This is a genomic window from Synechococcus sp. MIT S9451 (assembly GCF_047304725.1).
Lineage (GTDB): Bacteria > Cyanobacteriota > Cyanobacteriia > PCC-6307 > Cyanobiaceae > Synechococcus_C.
Map to the genome: position 1 here is coordinate 2,054,154 of NZ_CP138971.1, position 14,457 is coordinate 2,068,610.

13 protein-coding genes are annotated in these 14,457 nt (G+C 55.8%); 3 read left to right on the forward strand and 10 right to left on the reverse strand.

What is annotated here, in order from left to right; translation table 11 throughout:
* Positions 1 to 102: 102 nt before the first annotated feature.
* The 5 genes from SIB72_RS10735 to SIB72_RS10755 all read right to left on the reverse strand — a co-directional run bounded on the left by SIB72_RS10735 (position 103) and on the right by SIB72_RS10755 (position 3,383).
* Complete coding sequence (locus SIB72_RS10735; protein ID WP_413743853.1) at positions 103 to 579, reverse strand: tRNA (cytidine(34)-2'-O)-methyltransferase; 477 nt, start codon at positions 577 to 579, stop codon at positions 103 to 105.
* Positions 576 to 1,115 (reverse strand): bifunctional adenosylcobinamide kinase/adenosylcobinamide-phosphate guanylyltransferase, encoded by a 540-nt coding sequence (gene cobU / locus SIB72_RS10740; protein ID WP_413743854.1) that lies wholly within the window; start codon positions 1,113 to 1,115, stop codon positions 576 to 578. Before cobU ends, SIB72_RS10735 begins: the two co-directional genes overlap by 4 nt.
* Positions 1,105 to 2,253, reverse strand: coding sequence for a proton extrusion protein PcxA (gene pxcA, locus SIB72_RS10745; protein WP_115121615.1), 1,149 nt, complete (start codon positions 2,251 to 2,253; stop codon positions 1,105 to 1,107). Before pxcA ends, cobU begins: the two co-directional genes overlap by 11 nt.
* Before the next feature lie 18 nt (positions 2,254 to 2,271).
* On the reverse strand, positions 2,272 to 2,910 hold the full coding sequence (gene psb32, locus SIB72_RS10750) for a photosystem II repair protein Psb32 (protein WP_371410921.1): 639 nt from the start codon (positions 2,908 to 2,910) through the stop codon (positions 2,272 to 2,274).
* Positions 2,911 to 2,975: 65 nt separating this feature from the next.
* Positions 2,976 to 3,383 (reverse strand): tellurite resistance TerB family protein, encoded by a 408-nt coding sequence (locus SIB72_RS10755; RefSeq protein ID WP_115121613.1) that lies wholly within the window; start codon positions 3,381 to 3,383, stop codon positions 2,976 to 2,978.
* Positions 3,384 to 3,448: 65 nt separating this feature from the next.
* Here SIB72_RS10755 and SIB72_RS10760 point away from each other — a divergent pair, with 65 nt between their 5' ends.
* Positions 3,449 to 4,153 (forward strand): cofactor assembly of complex C subunit B, encoded by a 705-nt coding sequence (locus SIB72_RS10760; protein ID WP_413743855.1) that lies wholly within the window; start codon positions 3,449 to 3,451, stop codon positions 4,151 to 4,153.
* On the opposite strand, the gene lptC is transcribed toward SIB72_RS10760, so the two are convergent.
* Together lptC and metG are read right to left on the reverse strand one after the other, a co-directional pair.
* Complete coding sequence (gene lptC / locus SIB72_RS10765; protein ID WP_115121611.1) at positions 4,083 to 5,276, reverse strand: LPS export ABC transporter periplasmic protein LptC; 1,194 nt, start codon at positions 5,274 to 5,276, stop codon at positions 4,083 to 4,085. The two genes, SIB72_RS10760 and lptC, sit on opposite strands and share 71 nt — an antisense overlap.
* Complete coding sequence (metG, locus tag SIB72_RS10770; RefSeq protein ID WP_413743856.1) at positions 5,273 to 6,817, reverse strand: methionine--tRNA ligase; 1,545 nt, start codon at positions 6,815 to 6,817, stop codon at positions 5,273 to 5,275. Before metG ends, lptC begins: the two co-directional genes overlap by 4 nt.
* Before the next feature lie 662 nt (positions 6,818 to 7,479).
* Here metG and SIB72_RS10775 point away from each other — a divergent pair.
* Positions 7,480 to 9,300 (forward strand): FAD-dependent oxidoreductase, encoded by a 1,821-nt coding sequence (locus SIB72_RS10775; RefSeq protein ID WP_413743857.1) that lies wholly within the window; start codon positions 7,480 to 7,482, stop codon positions 9,298 to 9,300.
* A gap of 22 nt (positions 9,301 to 9,322) precedes the next feature.
* On the opposite strand, the gene SIB72_RS10780 is transcribed toward SIB72_RS10775, so the two are convergent.
* The 3 genes from SIB72_RS10780 to rpmG all read right to left on the reverse strand — a co-directional run bounded on the left by SIB72_RS10780 (position 9,323) and on the right by rpmG (position 11,814).
* Positions 9,323 to 10,957 (reverse strand): ribonuclease catalytic domain-containing protein, encoded by a 1,635-nt coding sequence (locus SIB72_RS10780; RefSeq protein ID WP_413743858.1) that lies wholly within the window; start codon positions 10,955 to 10,957, stop codon positions 9,323 to 9,325.
* A gap of 402 nt (positions 10,958 to 11,359) precedes the next feature.
* Positions 11,360 to 11,581 (reverse strand): 30S ribosomal protein S18, encoded by a 222-nt coding sequence (gene rpsR, locus SIB72_RS10785; RefSeq protein ID WP_007097958.1) that lies wholly within the window; start codon positions 11,579 to 11,581, stop codon positions 11,360 to 11,362.
* A 38-nt stretch (positions 11,582 to 11,619) separates the two neighbouring features.
* Positions 11,620 to 11,814, reverse strand: a complete 195-nt coding sequence (gene rpmG, locus SIB72_RS10790) for a 50S ribosomal protein L33 (RefSeq protein WP_115015149.1) — start codon at positions 11,812 to 11,814, stop codon at positions 11,620 to 11,622.
* 139 nt (positions 11,815 to 11,953) lie between these two features.
* Between rpmG and pheT the strand changes: the two genes are divergently transcribed.
* Entirely contained in the window at positions 11,954 to 14,425 is a 2,472-nt protein-coding gene (gene pheT / locus SIB72_RS10795) for a phenylalanine--tRNA ligase subunit beta (RefSeq protein ID WP_413743859.1), read from the forward strand.
* Positions 14,426 to 14,457 lie beyond the last annotated feature (32 nt).

The window sequence follows — 14,457 nt, forward strand, 5'->3', positions numbered from 1 at the left end:
GAGCAAGCAGAACAGCTGCGGATGGACCGCGAAAAGCCTTAGACCGGCTGAAAGTAGCGGCAAGAACACGACCTCGCAAGGGGGCATGGCCCAGGTTGTCGATCACCACAAACCCAGCTGCATCCCTGCCTGGAAGCTCACCAGGGCAGACGAGACCGAAAGGTTGAGGCTTCGCACATTCTCATGCCCGCGCATTGGGATTGTGCAGATCTGATCACATTGATCGCGTACATCCGCTGGAAGGCCGGTGTCTTCGCGGCCAAAAAGCAGGACATCGCCTGCAAGAAACTGGAACTCACTCAATGAGCTACCTCCATGGCGGCTGCAGCCAATCAGTCGGTATGGCTTTGGCAGAGCCTCCAGAAAGCTCTTGAAATTCTCGTGTGCCGTTACGTCGACATGAGGCCAGTAATCCAGTCCAGCCCTTTTAAGCGCCCGATCATCGATGCTGAAGCCGAGGGGTTCAATCAGTGACAGCGGCAGTTGAAAAGCTGCACAACTTCTGGCGATGTTGCCTGTATTTGGTGGGATTCGAGGTTCGAAGAGGGCAATCCTGAGAGGAGATGTCGCCAGGGTCATACCGGTTCTCCGATCGCATGCAAATCAATGGCTCGTCCCTGAAGCACAAGCCAACTGCGGTCGCTTCTTGTCTCGAGCTGTTGAGCCAGTAGTCCTAAGCGATCTCGGAAGAGGCCGCCGATGGGGGTTGCCGGAACGACCCCCCATCCCGTCTCTTCGATGACCATCACGACCATTCGATTTGGCTGTTCCACTGCCATTACCAGCTGATTTGAGCGCTGCTCCCACTGCTCCTGGTCGAGGTCGAGGCACCAAGCCACGAATCCACCGACGGAATCAACCAGAAGGGCTTCATCCTTGGGACATCTGGTGATGGTCTCTGGCAGGTCTGAGGTCGTTTCGATCAGCCCCCATCGCTGAGGACGCCGTTCACGATGCAACCTCAGTCTTGATTGCCAGGAGGGGTCGTCAGGTCGGTTGGCAGATGTGGCCAGATAGGTGACCTTGGCCTGCTGTTTCAGTAATGACTCCGCCCAACGACTTTTGCCGCCACGGCTTGGACCGCTGACCAAGACAAGACCTGGCTTAGCCACCACCGTTCATCCCACGCAGAGTTGCAACGGAGGAAGGACTGACCCGATTCAGATACCGGAAGATCCAGTATTTGAAAATGGTGGCAAGAATCACCGGGAATGTGGCGATGAATAGCAGGATAAAATTTTCTCGGGCTGGAAATCCAAAATGATTGGCAATCCCATCAAGTAATACCGTCCAGCCTTCTGGGCTGTGAAACCCAACGAAAATATCGGTGAAGAGAATAATGGCAAAGGCCTTGGCCGAGTCACTAAGGCCATAGACGGCTTCATCGAAAAAGCCACGGAGGACGCGAAGTTCCTCGCGGCTGAAGAGACAGACCATCACGAACGCCATTAAGGCAGCGAGATCTGAAAGAACATTCTTGATGGCATGAGTGCTGGCAGCGTCTGCCTCCTCTTTCAGTTCCTCTGCTTTAGTCGAAAGCGCCTGTTGCAATTCCTGCTGGCTTGGAATCGCCTTGCCCTTGAGAAGAGCATCAAATTCAATTTCAGCTTTAAAGACGCGTAGCTTCTCAACCGCCTCTTCTTCTAGTTGGGTTTTTGGGTAGCTGAGGAATGGCAGGTCTGGAGCAAACCGATCCACCATCGGGCTAATCAGATAGGTCCGGCTTGTCTGCTGAATCAGGAGGGGCACAAGAATCAGCAGGAGGAGCACTTTGAGCGAAATCAAAGTGGAGTCCCTTCGCCTGCGGAATCCAGCCACAAGAGTGGCTTCAGCAGTGGGATCGAGCTGGCGTCTGACGGAGTCCAAGACACCGAGAAAAGAGCGCGGCAACGGATCCGGTTCCCGGCTCATGGTGGGTGCTGAGGCCGTTCGTCTCGGTGAATACCGGCTGACCACAGCTTCGATCAGCTGCAATTGACGCAGTTCCTGAGTGTCTAGCTGTCCACGAATGGGTTCGAGATGGTCAAGGCTGGTGCGGCAGATGTTCAGAGCCGCACGGAATTTGCGCAGAACCGTGGCCTGCACGGACGTTGGTACTGACAGCTCAAGGTCTGGCCTGATCGGTCGATCGCCGTAGTACTCAAGTTCGAGGCTCTGGATCAACAGGGCCGATTCATAGCCACGATCAAGGTCGCTGTTCAGATCGCGAGATTTGGCCTGACCGAAGGTGTTGATCCAGTTGCGGATTGGCATGACCGAGTAGAGCGTGGATCAGCGTGAAAAGACCCACCAGGTGGCCATTGGGATGATGGTGCCAACTACCAGCAGAACGACAACCCAAACAAAAGCATTGCTCTCCTTCGTTTCCTCGGCGGTGGGGACATTGGTGGGGAGTGTGGTGCGCTCCAGCTCAACTGGGGGACCAGGATCAGCGCCCCCAGCGAGCACGACTTCAAGCCGAGTGATTGCATCCAGACTGGCCTGCCGGTAACGATCACCGTCCCTGAGGGGCTGGGTCATCGTGGTTCGGGCTGTGCTGCGGAGGAGATCGGTTGGGATCCGATCAGACAGCAATGGATCGGCCACAACTGCTGCCTGCTTATTGTTCGCTTCAATCAGAAACAAGAGACGAGGGACTGCATTGCGGTCGTCGGACCACCGCGTGATCAGGTCTTCTCCGAATTGATTGAGGCTCAAGCCGTAGTCGAGACGGCGGAGTGTCACCAGGCGGGCATCGAGCCGCTGAGCGTTGAGTTGCTCAAGGCGGGCAGCAATATCGGAGCGGCTTGAGCGGCTGAGTACATCAGCGCTATCAATCACGCTTTCATTCGGAGCTGTGGCTGAGAAGTCGAGCGGCGAGACTGCAACCGCGGCTGGCACAAGCAGTATCAGGCTGAGGCAAGTTGCCATCAAACCGGCAACGATCGATCGAATCCGCAGCATCGTTTTTGGTAAGCGTTATGAGCAGTCTGCCTTTAGCCGGCAAGGCTGTCGCGGTTGAGAGCCATGATGGCCTCAACGATCGAAGAAGCGCGACCGGAAGGGAGCGTCATCATCGTGCAAAGCAACTCAAGAAACGTGCTTTCTTCCTCTGCAACGACCTTGTCGGCATGCACCAGTTGAGCTGCTAGTGCCAAGGCTGTTTCCTGCTGGCTCGTGGACAGCGCCGGTAGAGCCGTATTGACCAACTGATTCAATCCCTCCTGACGCAACAGCGTCAACAAACGGTCAAAAAGGTCTCCCATCTCCGCCTCGGAGCGGGTGCAGTAAGGCGTGCGGAACTCGAGCTGACGTCGCAGCGCATGCGCTTCGTCCTTGCCCAGCACTCCATCACAGGCAACAGCACCCAGAGCGACGGCGGCAAACGCTTCGGCGGAGTCCATGGTCCCTGGTGCATTCACCACTATTTGAGCAAGAGTGACTCGATCTGCCACCCCCAACCTTCTCCATGCCCTTTGGTGCCAGAGTCAGCCTTTCGTCGGGCGTGCTTTTACTTCTGCTCGCCATTGGCAATGGCCTGAGCGCACCTTCGATCAATCCCAGTCTGCAGAGAGCGGAGGTGTTGGCTGCCATGGCAGCCGTTGGCTTAATGCTGGTCGCGGTGCTCTGGACCAGGGCCCAACCTCTGTCACCTGAGGCGGTTGTCCTTGGCGGAACTCAAGGTTTGCGGATGGAACTGGGATTGAATGATGCGACCCGCACCGAGCTCGCCTGGGGCAGTCACCTACTGCTGACTGCCACCTCCGCGGCCACAATTTTGGTGGCCTGGGATCAACGTGTAGTGCTCCGACGTGGTTTGGTGCCGCCCTTGCCAGAAGGGGATTCCTCCACGTCGTCCCCACCCAGTGAAACGTTCTCCCCTGGAGCCATCTGTGAACGCTCCCGCACCCAGGGAAAACTGGTTTCCCTTGTCAAAACTGCCCTCTACCCCGGAAGCAGTGAATTCGATCCTGTTCTGCCTGGACTACCGGCGGTCATGGTGCATCCCCTAGGGGAGCGGGGTTGGGTTGTGCTTGGGGGTTGGTCGGAACGTTGTTTCAGTCGTTCCGATGAACGCTGGTTTTCCGGTTGGTGTGAACGACTCAGAATGACACTGGAGACGAACGACGTTTTGCCTGTCCAAGCGGACGCTCCTGCTCCTCCTGGATGTTGAGCTCGGATTGCACTGTGCCGCCGGGTGAGCTGAAGATCACAGTGCCTTTGTCTCCAACAGTGCCGTCCAGACGATCACTTCGCGTGATCTGTTGATTGGATGGGCGCTCGACCACCACATTGCCTCGTGCGGAGACGCGGTTTGAGGTCCAGTCCCAACTGCATTGGTTTGCTTTCAGCGTCTCTCCAGGCTGGTTCATTTGGCAGGCGCTAAGCACAGTCACAGTTGTTTGGCCCATATCGATGCGGAAGCCATCTCCTTGGAGCCGAGACTCCTTCATGGTTGCGTTGAATGGTTTTCGACTGATCAGGGCGTCCTTGGCGAAGTCCCAGGTTGTAGTGGCGGCCTCCAGTTGGCCTTCACGGTCGGGAGCTAACACGCGAACCGGTCCGATCAGATCGATTAATCCTTCAACCGTATTGCCTTTCAAACGTTCAGCATGCAGCTGCTGGAGAGTCTTGTGCCCTTCGCCGCGGCGTTGACCGAGCACGGGTCCACGGGCCTGGAGATCCCCATCCGCCAGGTTCCACTCAGCTTCTCCACTCCGAACCACAACATCGGCATGGCGACCTGCTCTCTGGCCCTGTGGCTCTGTCCAGCGTTCGAGTTGGACGTTGCCGAGCAGTGTGAGGTCTTCCGTTAGCTGATGCAAGCGAGCTTTGCTGGCCTTGATCCGAGACATTGGATCAATCGCTTCAGGACGTTGCTCCATGACCAGTAACGAAGCAGCGGGAGTCCAGCGCAAGCGATCCCCTTTGATCAGCACTTTCTGGCCTTGTAACTGCTGGAGATTCACATTGCCTTCAAGCAGCACGAGCTCGCCGTCATTGACGACGGTGGCGCGGTTAGCGCTGATTCGGAAGGTTTCCTGTCCATCGCGGTAGAGAGTCCCCTCTGGACGGCTGGCTCGCACGAGTCTTCTGCTGAATTCGTAACGGGCCTCAGGACTAGTCAAATCCCAGTCACGTTGGCCATTGGGACGTTTCTGACGTAACTCGAGCGATCGAAAGACAAAGGGCGGTGCGTCAGGTAATGAGGCGCGATCTGCTCCTTCGCAACCGAAAAGGACAGTGGCAAGGCATAGGGCGCCGAGCGTGAACCGTTTGTTCCGGCGGTGCGTCAAAGGGGAGTCTCCAGTTCGAGGCGCTGCATCACCGGGTTTGGTTTAGGAAGGGACTGATGGCTCACAAGCTTCCCCCAAACAAGGGAATCATTCCAATTCTCGGGCATGCCATCCTGGCCGAGCTGTTCCAGAATTCGAAGACTCAGGTCAGGCACTAAAGGGTTTAGCAGCAGTCCTACGATCCGGCAGCATTCCAATACGGCATACAGATCTGAACCGACGATCGATTCATTGCCGTCCTGCTTCATCAGACTCCAAGGAGCACGTTCATTCAGATAGCCATTGGCCTGAATCGCAAGCTGAAGAACTGATTCAGAAGCATGCTGGAAAGCCATTAATGGCATGGCAGCACGTGTCTCTGAAATTGCTTTTTCGGCCTGGAGTCGCAAGGGATGATCAGCGGTTGTAGCGCTGCCTGAAGGTGGAACGGCGTCGTTGAACCACTTTCGAGCCATTGATGCAGTGCGATTGAGAAGATTGCCGATTGTGTTGGCTAAATCGTTATTGACTAAATCGGTGAATCGCTGTTGTTGGAAATCGCCATCATCACCAAACTGAATATCTCGCAAGAGGTACCAACGCACAGCATCGGAACCACAGCGTTCCAAGAGCAGCTCGGGATCAAGAACGTTTCCTAGAGATTTGCCCATCTTCTGGCCTTCTCGGGTGAGAAAACCATGGCCAAATACTTTCTTGGGTAATGGCAACCCTGCCGACATCAGCATCGCTGGCCAGTAGACAGCGTGAAAACGAAGGATGTCTTTTCCGATCACCTGCATCTGTGCAGGCCAGCCAACATCGGTAAGGCGATCCAGGTTGATGTCACCACCGTCGTCGAGAAGAGCCGTGAGATAGCCGAGCAATGCATCAAACCAGACGTAGAAGGTATGTCCGGAATGTCCAGGCACCGGCAGTCCCCATGACACGTTCACGCGCGATATGGAGAAATCACGCAGGCCGCCAGCCACAAAATTCTGAATCTCTTTGCGGCGGTTGGCCGGAGCAATGAAGTCTGGTTCGTTGATGAGTTGTTCGATCCGTTCTTGAAAATTGGAGAGACGGAAAAACAGGTTTTCCTCATCACGCCACTCCAGAGGTTTCTGGTGAATTGGGCAGATCGGATCATTGGCTTCAGCGGGATCATCTTTGAACTCTTCGCATCCCACGCAGTACCAGCCGGTCTGGCGGCCGATTCGAATATCACCGTTGGCTTCGCAACGCCGGAAAAAATCTTGCACTAAGGGCAAGTGTCTGTCAGCGGTTGTGCGAACGAATCGATCGTTGCTGATGCCCCAGCGATGCCACAAAGACCGATAGCTTTGCGTGATTCGATCACAGTGTTCCTGTGGGCTGACATCGCGATCTGCAGCTGTGCGCTGAATCTTCTGGCCATGCTCATCAACGCCAGTGATAAAGACCACATCGCGCCCTTCAAGGCGTTGGAAACGGGCCAGCGCATCGCAAGCGAGCGTTGTGTAGGCGCTACCGAGATGAGGTTTGTCGTTGACGTAATAGAGAGGGGTCGTGAGGCTGTAAGTCATCTCTCCGACGTCTGCTCCTGACAATGCCTCTCCACTCTGGGGGTCGGGCTGGTGGCGATGGATCCTAACGACCTCCGCTGACGCGTATCCGTCAGCGCAATGCCTTGTCGTTGAGTTCTGCCTCCAAGCTCGCGTCTTTGATTGCGATTGGATCGGTTGCCCACCCGCTGCTTTCAGGGTCGTTGGGATGGTGACAGAGGGGACGTCGTTCTCGTCTGATTGGAACCAGGGGAATGGATCTGGTGCTTTTCCGTTTTGGTGATCGCTCTGAGGGGGAACGATCGTTAGGTCGATCAATGCCTCCAACGATGGATGCTTGCAGTCGTGGCGTCCCACGCCATCCGCTCAACGGTCGTAGAGCAAGCGTGAGGGGCGTGCACAAGCAGAACAGCTCATGAACGGCTTGAAGGGCATGTTCGTCGTCAGAAACGGATGATGCGCTAGCAGGGCGTTGAGCGTTCTCTGCTTGGTTCCCAGGGTCTGATTAAGCCCAAACCGCTTGACGTTGATCCAAGCAGTGCGAGATCGATTAGACGGTTTGCTTGTTTCGCTGTTGACCGTCAACTGGCTTGTTGTTGTAGGCCTGGGCTTGCGTTTCCTGCTCTCAGCTCCTGTACTGAGCTCGAGAAACAACCCATCACAAGCAAGGACGTTCTCGCATCGTGGCTGCTGCCGATCAGAATTTTGATGTTGTCGTTTGGGGTGGCGGCACCGGTGGAGTGGCTGCAGCAATCCAGGCATCCCGTTCTGGTGCGAGCACCGTGCTGTTGACACCTGGATCCTGGTTGGGGGGCATGGTCAGTGCTGCAGGGGTCTGCTGCCCAGATGGCAACGAGCTTTCCCCTTGGCAAACAGGGCTCTGGGGTGCGTTCCTTCGAGCATTAGAACAGTCCGAGCCTGATGGCTTGGACCACAACTGGGTGAGCTGTTTCGGTTATCGCCCTACAACAGCTGAAGCGATCCTGCAGGAGTGGGTTCGGGCTGAAACCAATCTTGAGTGGTGGGGGCGCAGTCGAGTCTCTGAGCTCGAACGAGCGGGGACTGTGCTGACAGCTGTGCGCGTGGAGCACGGAGGTGAACATCGCAGGGTGGGCTGCCGTGTGGTGATCGATGGCAGTGATCGCGGAGATCTCTTGCCGTTGGCGGATGTGCCCTTTCGATTCGGATGGGAAGCGCAGGAGACGTGGGGTGAGCCCAGTGCCCCTGCACGGGTGCGACTGGAAAGCGAAGCCTTCTTTGCTGAGCAGCCGGTGCAGTCACCCACATGGGTGGTCATCGGTCAGTTGCAGAGCGACGGATTGCAAAAGGGTCGGGCCGGGACAATTCAACCAACTACGCAACCTGATATCAGCGCCCCCTTCCGGAAGGCCTGTGACTCATTCGGGTTGGAACGGACACTGACTTATGGCCGCTTGCCATCTGGCTTGGTGATGCTGAATTGGCCGTTACACGGCAATGATTGGCACGACGATCTTGAGCGTGCATTCAGTCGTGGGGAAGAGGCCGAACAAGAGCTCTATGCGGACATGCAGGCCCATAGCCTCAGATTTGCTGCCTCGATGCAAGAAGCCAGTGAAGGTTGGATGCGGCTGGGCAAGGCGTTCCCAAAAGCCGCTGGCAGCCCTGCTCCCTGGTTAGCGGCGATGCCGTACTGGCGTGAGGGCCGTCGGATGATCGGTCGTCATACGTTGATTGAGCAGGAGCTTTTGCCCATGGCCGAAGGGGTTTCGCTAGCAGCGTTGCCCTTGAATGATGCTGGAGAACTGCAGTCAATTGCAGTTGGCAATTATGCGAATGATCACCATTACCCCGGCCAGGATTGGCCACTGGCAGTGAAAAGTTGTCGTTGGGGAGGCCGATGGACTGGTACACCGTTTTGCATTCCCTATGGCGCCCTGCTGAGCCTGGAGGTCGACAATCTCCTGGCAGCCGATAAACAGTTCAGCACCAGCCATATGGCTAACGGTGCCACTCGCCTTCAACCTCTGATTCTGAATCTTGGTCAGGCGGCTGGAGCCGCTGCAGCTCTGTCCGTAGAACTGAATTGTTCGCCAGCAGATCTACCTGTCCGCGTTCTGCAGGATGCTTTGATCCATGACCGGAAGGCTCCTGCTGCGGTGGTCCCGCTCTGGGATACCCCTTGGCATCACCCTCAGTGGAGCGAACGCCAGGCCGCTGTCGTTGCAGATCCTCAACGGATGCTGGAAGGCGATCTATGGCCTCGCGATTCAGATGCATCAGGGTTCGATAGGAATAAGAGACCTTTGCACCATCCCAGAGCAACCCGTTGGTCTGGGCGACTCGTTCCCGATCAAACCGGTGGCTTCACTCTGCACCAATCCGATGGCAACAGCTGGCCAGTGATCACCCTTGAGCCGTCAGTTCATGACTGGCTGACAACGCTGGACCAGCCTGTTGATACCTGCCTGATTGGAACGGCGAATCCATGGGGACCTTGGTTGAGGATTAGCCAACGTCTTTAATTCGGTGCCGGTCTGGTTGGAGTCAGCGTCCCCTCAACTTGAGTTGATCACAGGCCGAATCGGCAGCAATTACCTCAACTGTTAGGTCGTCACCTGGCGAACAGCCAGCTGGGCACTCGGCTGGAAGGTCAATCGCCAGTGCATCAATCCGAATCAGGCCAAGTCGGTCTTGTGGCCTCAACCAACGCAGAAAATCGGCCTGCCAATGGTCTTCAGAGTGGGATTCAAACCACACCTGCTGCCAGTGGCGCTGGTCTTCTCGGCTGATTCCAATGCCTTCTCGGGTGGAATGATCCACTTGATTAACAAGGTCTTGGAGATCGTCTTCGCTTAAAGGCAGGTCATTGTTCAAGGTGGCAAGTATCTGACGTTGCACGATCAAATCCCCATACCGACGAATTGGAGAGGTGGCTTGTACATAGGCCGGCAGGCCAAGGCTGAAATGAGCAGCTGGCTTCGTTCCCATCAGACCTCTGCTTAAGCATCGTTTGATGGCGGCAAAGCGCACAGCACCCTCTGGTAACTCGTCCAATTCGCCTGGCGAGGGCAACTCCGCAGGCAGTTGGCTACGGAAGGGCATAGCAACTGAATGATCGATGCCAAACTGAGCGGCTGCAGCACCCGCCAGGATCATGGCTTCCGCAACCATCAAACGGGAGGGGGAGGGCTCCGTAATCTCTAGTGATGCTTTGTTGTCGCGACAGCGAAATCGACCTTCAGGAAGTTCCATCATTAGAGCTCCATTTGTTTCACGCCAGTGCTTTCGACGTTTGAGAAGATGATCGAGATCTGCGAGATCCGCTTCTTCTGGTGGCGCTAAATCAATCAGTTCATCCGCATCTTCATAACTTAGTTTGTAAAGAGGTTTCACCCAGCTTCGAATGATTCCGTAAGCCTCAATCGCACCATCTGGATTCAGTTCAACCCAGGTACTCCAGGCTGGGTTTCTTCGTCCACTGCGGAGGCTAAAAGGACCTGTTGCCAGACATGACGGGAACATGGATTGGATTCCCTGTGCCAGATACAGACTGCTGCCACGGGCCATGGCTTCCTGATCGAGCGCTGAACCGGCTTCGATCAGACGCCCAGGATCAGCAACATGGATCCAAATCCGGGCGCCGCCTCCGTCTTTCCTCTCAAGTGAAAGACCGTCGTCGATGTCACGTGTGTCGACATCATCGATGGTGACGCAGTGCAAATGACACAGATCCAGGCGTTTCTCATCACCTGGTTTGGTTGTCTCACTGTCGGCGACTAATTGCCTTGCTAATGCTTCGAGCTCTGGACTAAATCCCGAAGACCATCGACTGGCCTGCATGGCGGGCAACTGATGGGGATCAATTTGTCCAAGCTTGATCAACATTCGATAGAGATCTATCGTGTCCTCATTGAGATGAAGTTCCTTCAGTATTATTTTGACTTCGTCTTCTAGTTTTCGGAAATCAAGGCGTCCTGTCGCCATCTCCTTGATCTGCTCCATCCACAGGGCCTGCTGATGATCAAGGCGATCAGGTTGTATTGCTTCACCCTGACGAAACAGGTCAATACAGGCTTGACGACGGGCTTGATTAAGCCTTTGCCGGCGTTCTTCCTGACGAAGATGTTTTAGCTCGTCGCTACTTCGCGCTTCAATCACACCTTGCTTGAAGCGAAACATCCATTGGGAATGATGCAAGGCCAACCAGCAGGCAACGCGGTGGATAGGTCGATCCGCTGCGCAGACAAGATCAGCAAACGCATCAAGCGCAAGCGTCTCATCTGATTCCGAGAGCAGGACCCAAGCTGAGGCCCATTCGCGTCTACTGGGACGAGCGTGATCTAGCTCTGGTTCAGAGAATGACCAAGGTGGAACGCCCAGGCGACTGGGTGGATCATCGCCATTGGGCAAGCTGTAGATGAGTTCGAGGTGACGCCTAGCGACAACTTGCTGTTTAGCGGTGAAGCCAACACGAATGCGATATTTGCTGCCTTGTACTGATTCGACAACAGCTAGCTTCGGCTCACGTGTTTCAAGCAGGCCGACGAGGTCGCCAGCATGAAACACGTGAGCAGTCAGGGATCAGCCCTCTGGATTGACAAACGGCAGCATTGCCACAATGCGAGCTCGCTTCACAGCGTTGGTGAGGTCACGTTGCTGCTTGGCAGTCAAGCCTGTGAGTCGACGGGGCAGGATCTTGCCACGCTCGGTTATGAATTTCTTGAGCAGATCAACATCCTTGTAATCAATGGGATCACCAGGCTTGATCGGTGAAAGACGCTTCTTGAAGAATGAGCTCGACATGAATTAGGAACGGGGAAAGGAACTGCGAATCTGCGAACTCATTTGATCTCTCGATGGAGAGTCATCCTGTTGAGTTGAGGGCAGAACTTCATGAGCTCCAGCCGTTCAGTTGTATTCCGGCGATTCTTCTCAGTTGTGTAACGAGACACGCCTGGAGAACGCTTGTCGGTGGCGGACCGGCATTCGGTGCACTCGAGAGTGACCACAATCCGGACGCCCTTGTTCTTAGCCATAAGGACGTTGCACCGCAGGTGCGAGGCGAAGTGACAGCCTCCAAGCTTACCTTCTTGACGGTCCGCCTTTCGACCATGCCCACGGTTCTCTCAGCAGGATGGGGGCTTCGTAGGATTCCCAGCCCACTTCGTCGGCTCGATGCGAGTTTCTCTCTCCTGGCTTCAGGATCTCGTTCAGGTGGAGGAGCCCGCTGATCAATTGGCAGAACGCCTGTCGATGGCTGGTTTTGAGGTGGAAGAGATTGAGGATCTCTCCCTCCTGGCTCAGGGTGTCGTCGTTGGACGGGTGTTGGAACGGGTCAAACATCCGGATGCTGACAAGTTGAGTGTTTGTCAGGTTGATGTCGGTCGCGAAGCGACTCTGCAGATTGTCTGTGGCGCAGCCAATGTTCGTGATGGCATCCATGTGCCGGTGGCCACCGTTGGAGCGGTGTTGCCTGCTGTCAACCTCAAGATCAAGTCCGGGGAATTGAGGGGCGTCGCCAGTGAGGGAATGATCTGTTCCCTTAAGGAACTGGGGCAGTCCAGCGACGTTGATGGCATTGCCATTCTTGAGGATCTGCTGGACTCGGTCCCCGTTCCAGGAACTCCAGTCGCTGCACTGTTGGGACTGGACGACACAGTGCTCGACCTGGCGATTACGGCCAATCGGCCGGATGGGCTGTCGATGACGGGGATCGCCCGTGAAGTGTCGGCTCTCACTGGTGCAGCTCTCAATCTCCCCGAGCTTCAACCGCCTCAATCCATCGCCTCTCTCAAGACCGATCCCGTCAGTACGGAAGCGATGCGTGCTGGAGGCCTATATGGCGTCACAGAGCTATGCAAGGTCGACGCAGCAAAACCCTCGCCAACCTGGCTTCGCCAGCGTCTGGAACGAGCTGGCATGAACAGCGTCAACATTGTGGTGGATCTCACCAACTTGGTGATGCTTGAACAGGGGCAACCCCTGCATGCCTTCGATGCAGATGCTCTTGACCGACTTTGTGGTGGTCCTGTCACTGCTGCCGATTTCGGACTTCGTCAGGCCCAAGAAGCTGAATTGTTCACAGGCCTGGATGGAAGGGAACTCAGCCTTGACGCAAGAGCACAGCTCGTGACCTGTCGCAATCTTCCCGTGGCCTTGGCCGGTGTCATGGGAAGTGAAGCAAGCGGTGTCACTGCCGGCACAACCCGTATTTGGTTGGAGTCCGCACTCTTCAGCCCTACCGCTGTCCGAAATAGCAGCCGCTCTGGCGGACTGCGTACCGAAGCCAGCAGTCGTTACGAGAAAGGATTACCGCGGGAGGTCACCCTCGCCGCTGCGCAACGAGCAATTCTTCTGATCACTGACCATCTTGGCGCCACCGCTGGCAGCACGTTCGTCTGCTCCGAGCCGGCCAGAGCAGAGCCCCCTCTCATGCTGCGACGTGCAGCGGTGCATCAGTTGTTAGGAGCCTTGGCCGGCGAGGCGGGCCCCGAAACACTGGACGATGTGGTGATTGAACGTTGTCTGACGGCACTCGGATGTGACCTCACAGCCACTGAGACGGGGTGGAGCGTCAAGGTTCCTCCCTCCCGTAGCTGCGACCTCTTACGGGAGGTCGACCTGATTGAGGAGGTGGCCAGATTGGTGGGATTTGACCGCTTCGAATCCCTGTTGCCTGACCCACTCGAGCCCGGACATCTGACCCCGGCGCAACAGGCGGAGCGACGGTTAAGGATGCTCTTCTGCGCCTCTGGCCTTCAAGAGGTCACAGCATTGTCTCTGACCTCTCCTGATCCTGAGGCCCGACCGGTGAGCGCTGACAGCGATGAGATTCGCATTCCAATCAGTAATCCCCTACTCGCCGAAACCAGTCATCTACGAGCCAACCTTTGGGAAGAACACTTAAGGATCTGCCAACGCAATCTTCAAAGTTCCCAGCCAGGATGTTGGATGTTTGAAATTGGCAACGTCTTTGCTCTGGAGGGAGACTCGATTCAACAGAGCGCTCGTCTTGGTGGAGTCATCTGCGCCGAACGACGTCTCGAACGTTGGACCAGCAGTGGCAAACCTGTACCACTGACTTATTTCACAGCGCGGGGCTTGCTCACACGCATTTTCCAGGCCCTAAAGCTGGAGGTTGTCGATCGTCCATTCAAAGATGACGGGCGTCTTCACCCTGGTCGTGCTGCCCAATTGGTCTTGGAAGGGCGAGCGCTTGGCAACTTCGGCCAACTCCATCCCCTGCTGTGTGAACAGTTCGACCTTCCAGATCACACGTTCTTATTTGATCTTGAACTGAGTCGCTTACTTGAAGCCGCGACCCGTACAAACCGGTGGTCTCCAGCCTTCAAGCCATTCAGCATAGTGCCGGCAATGGAGCGAGACCTGGCAGTGGTGGTGAAGCGTGATCAACACTGTGCCGATCTACTACAAGCAATCCGCAAGGCCGGTAAGCCATTGCTGGAAAGCGTCGAACTGATTGATCGTTTTGAGGGTGAACAGCTTGGTGAGAACGAATGCAGTCAAGCATTCCGTATTCGCTATAGAGGTAAAGACAGCACCCTCACTGATGACCAGTTGCAACCTGTGCACGAGAAAGTTCGCCAGGCTCTCGTAAAACAATTTAACGCTGAATTACGCAGCTGAGGGTTGTCTAACCGAAAAGCTTGGCGACATAC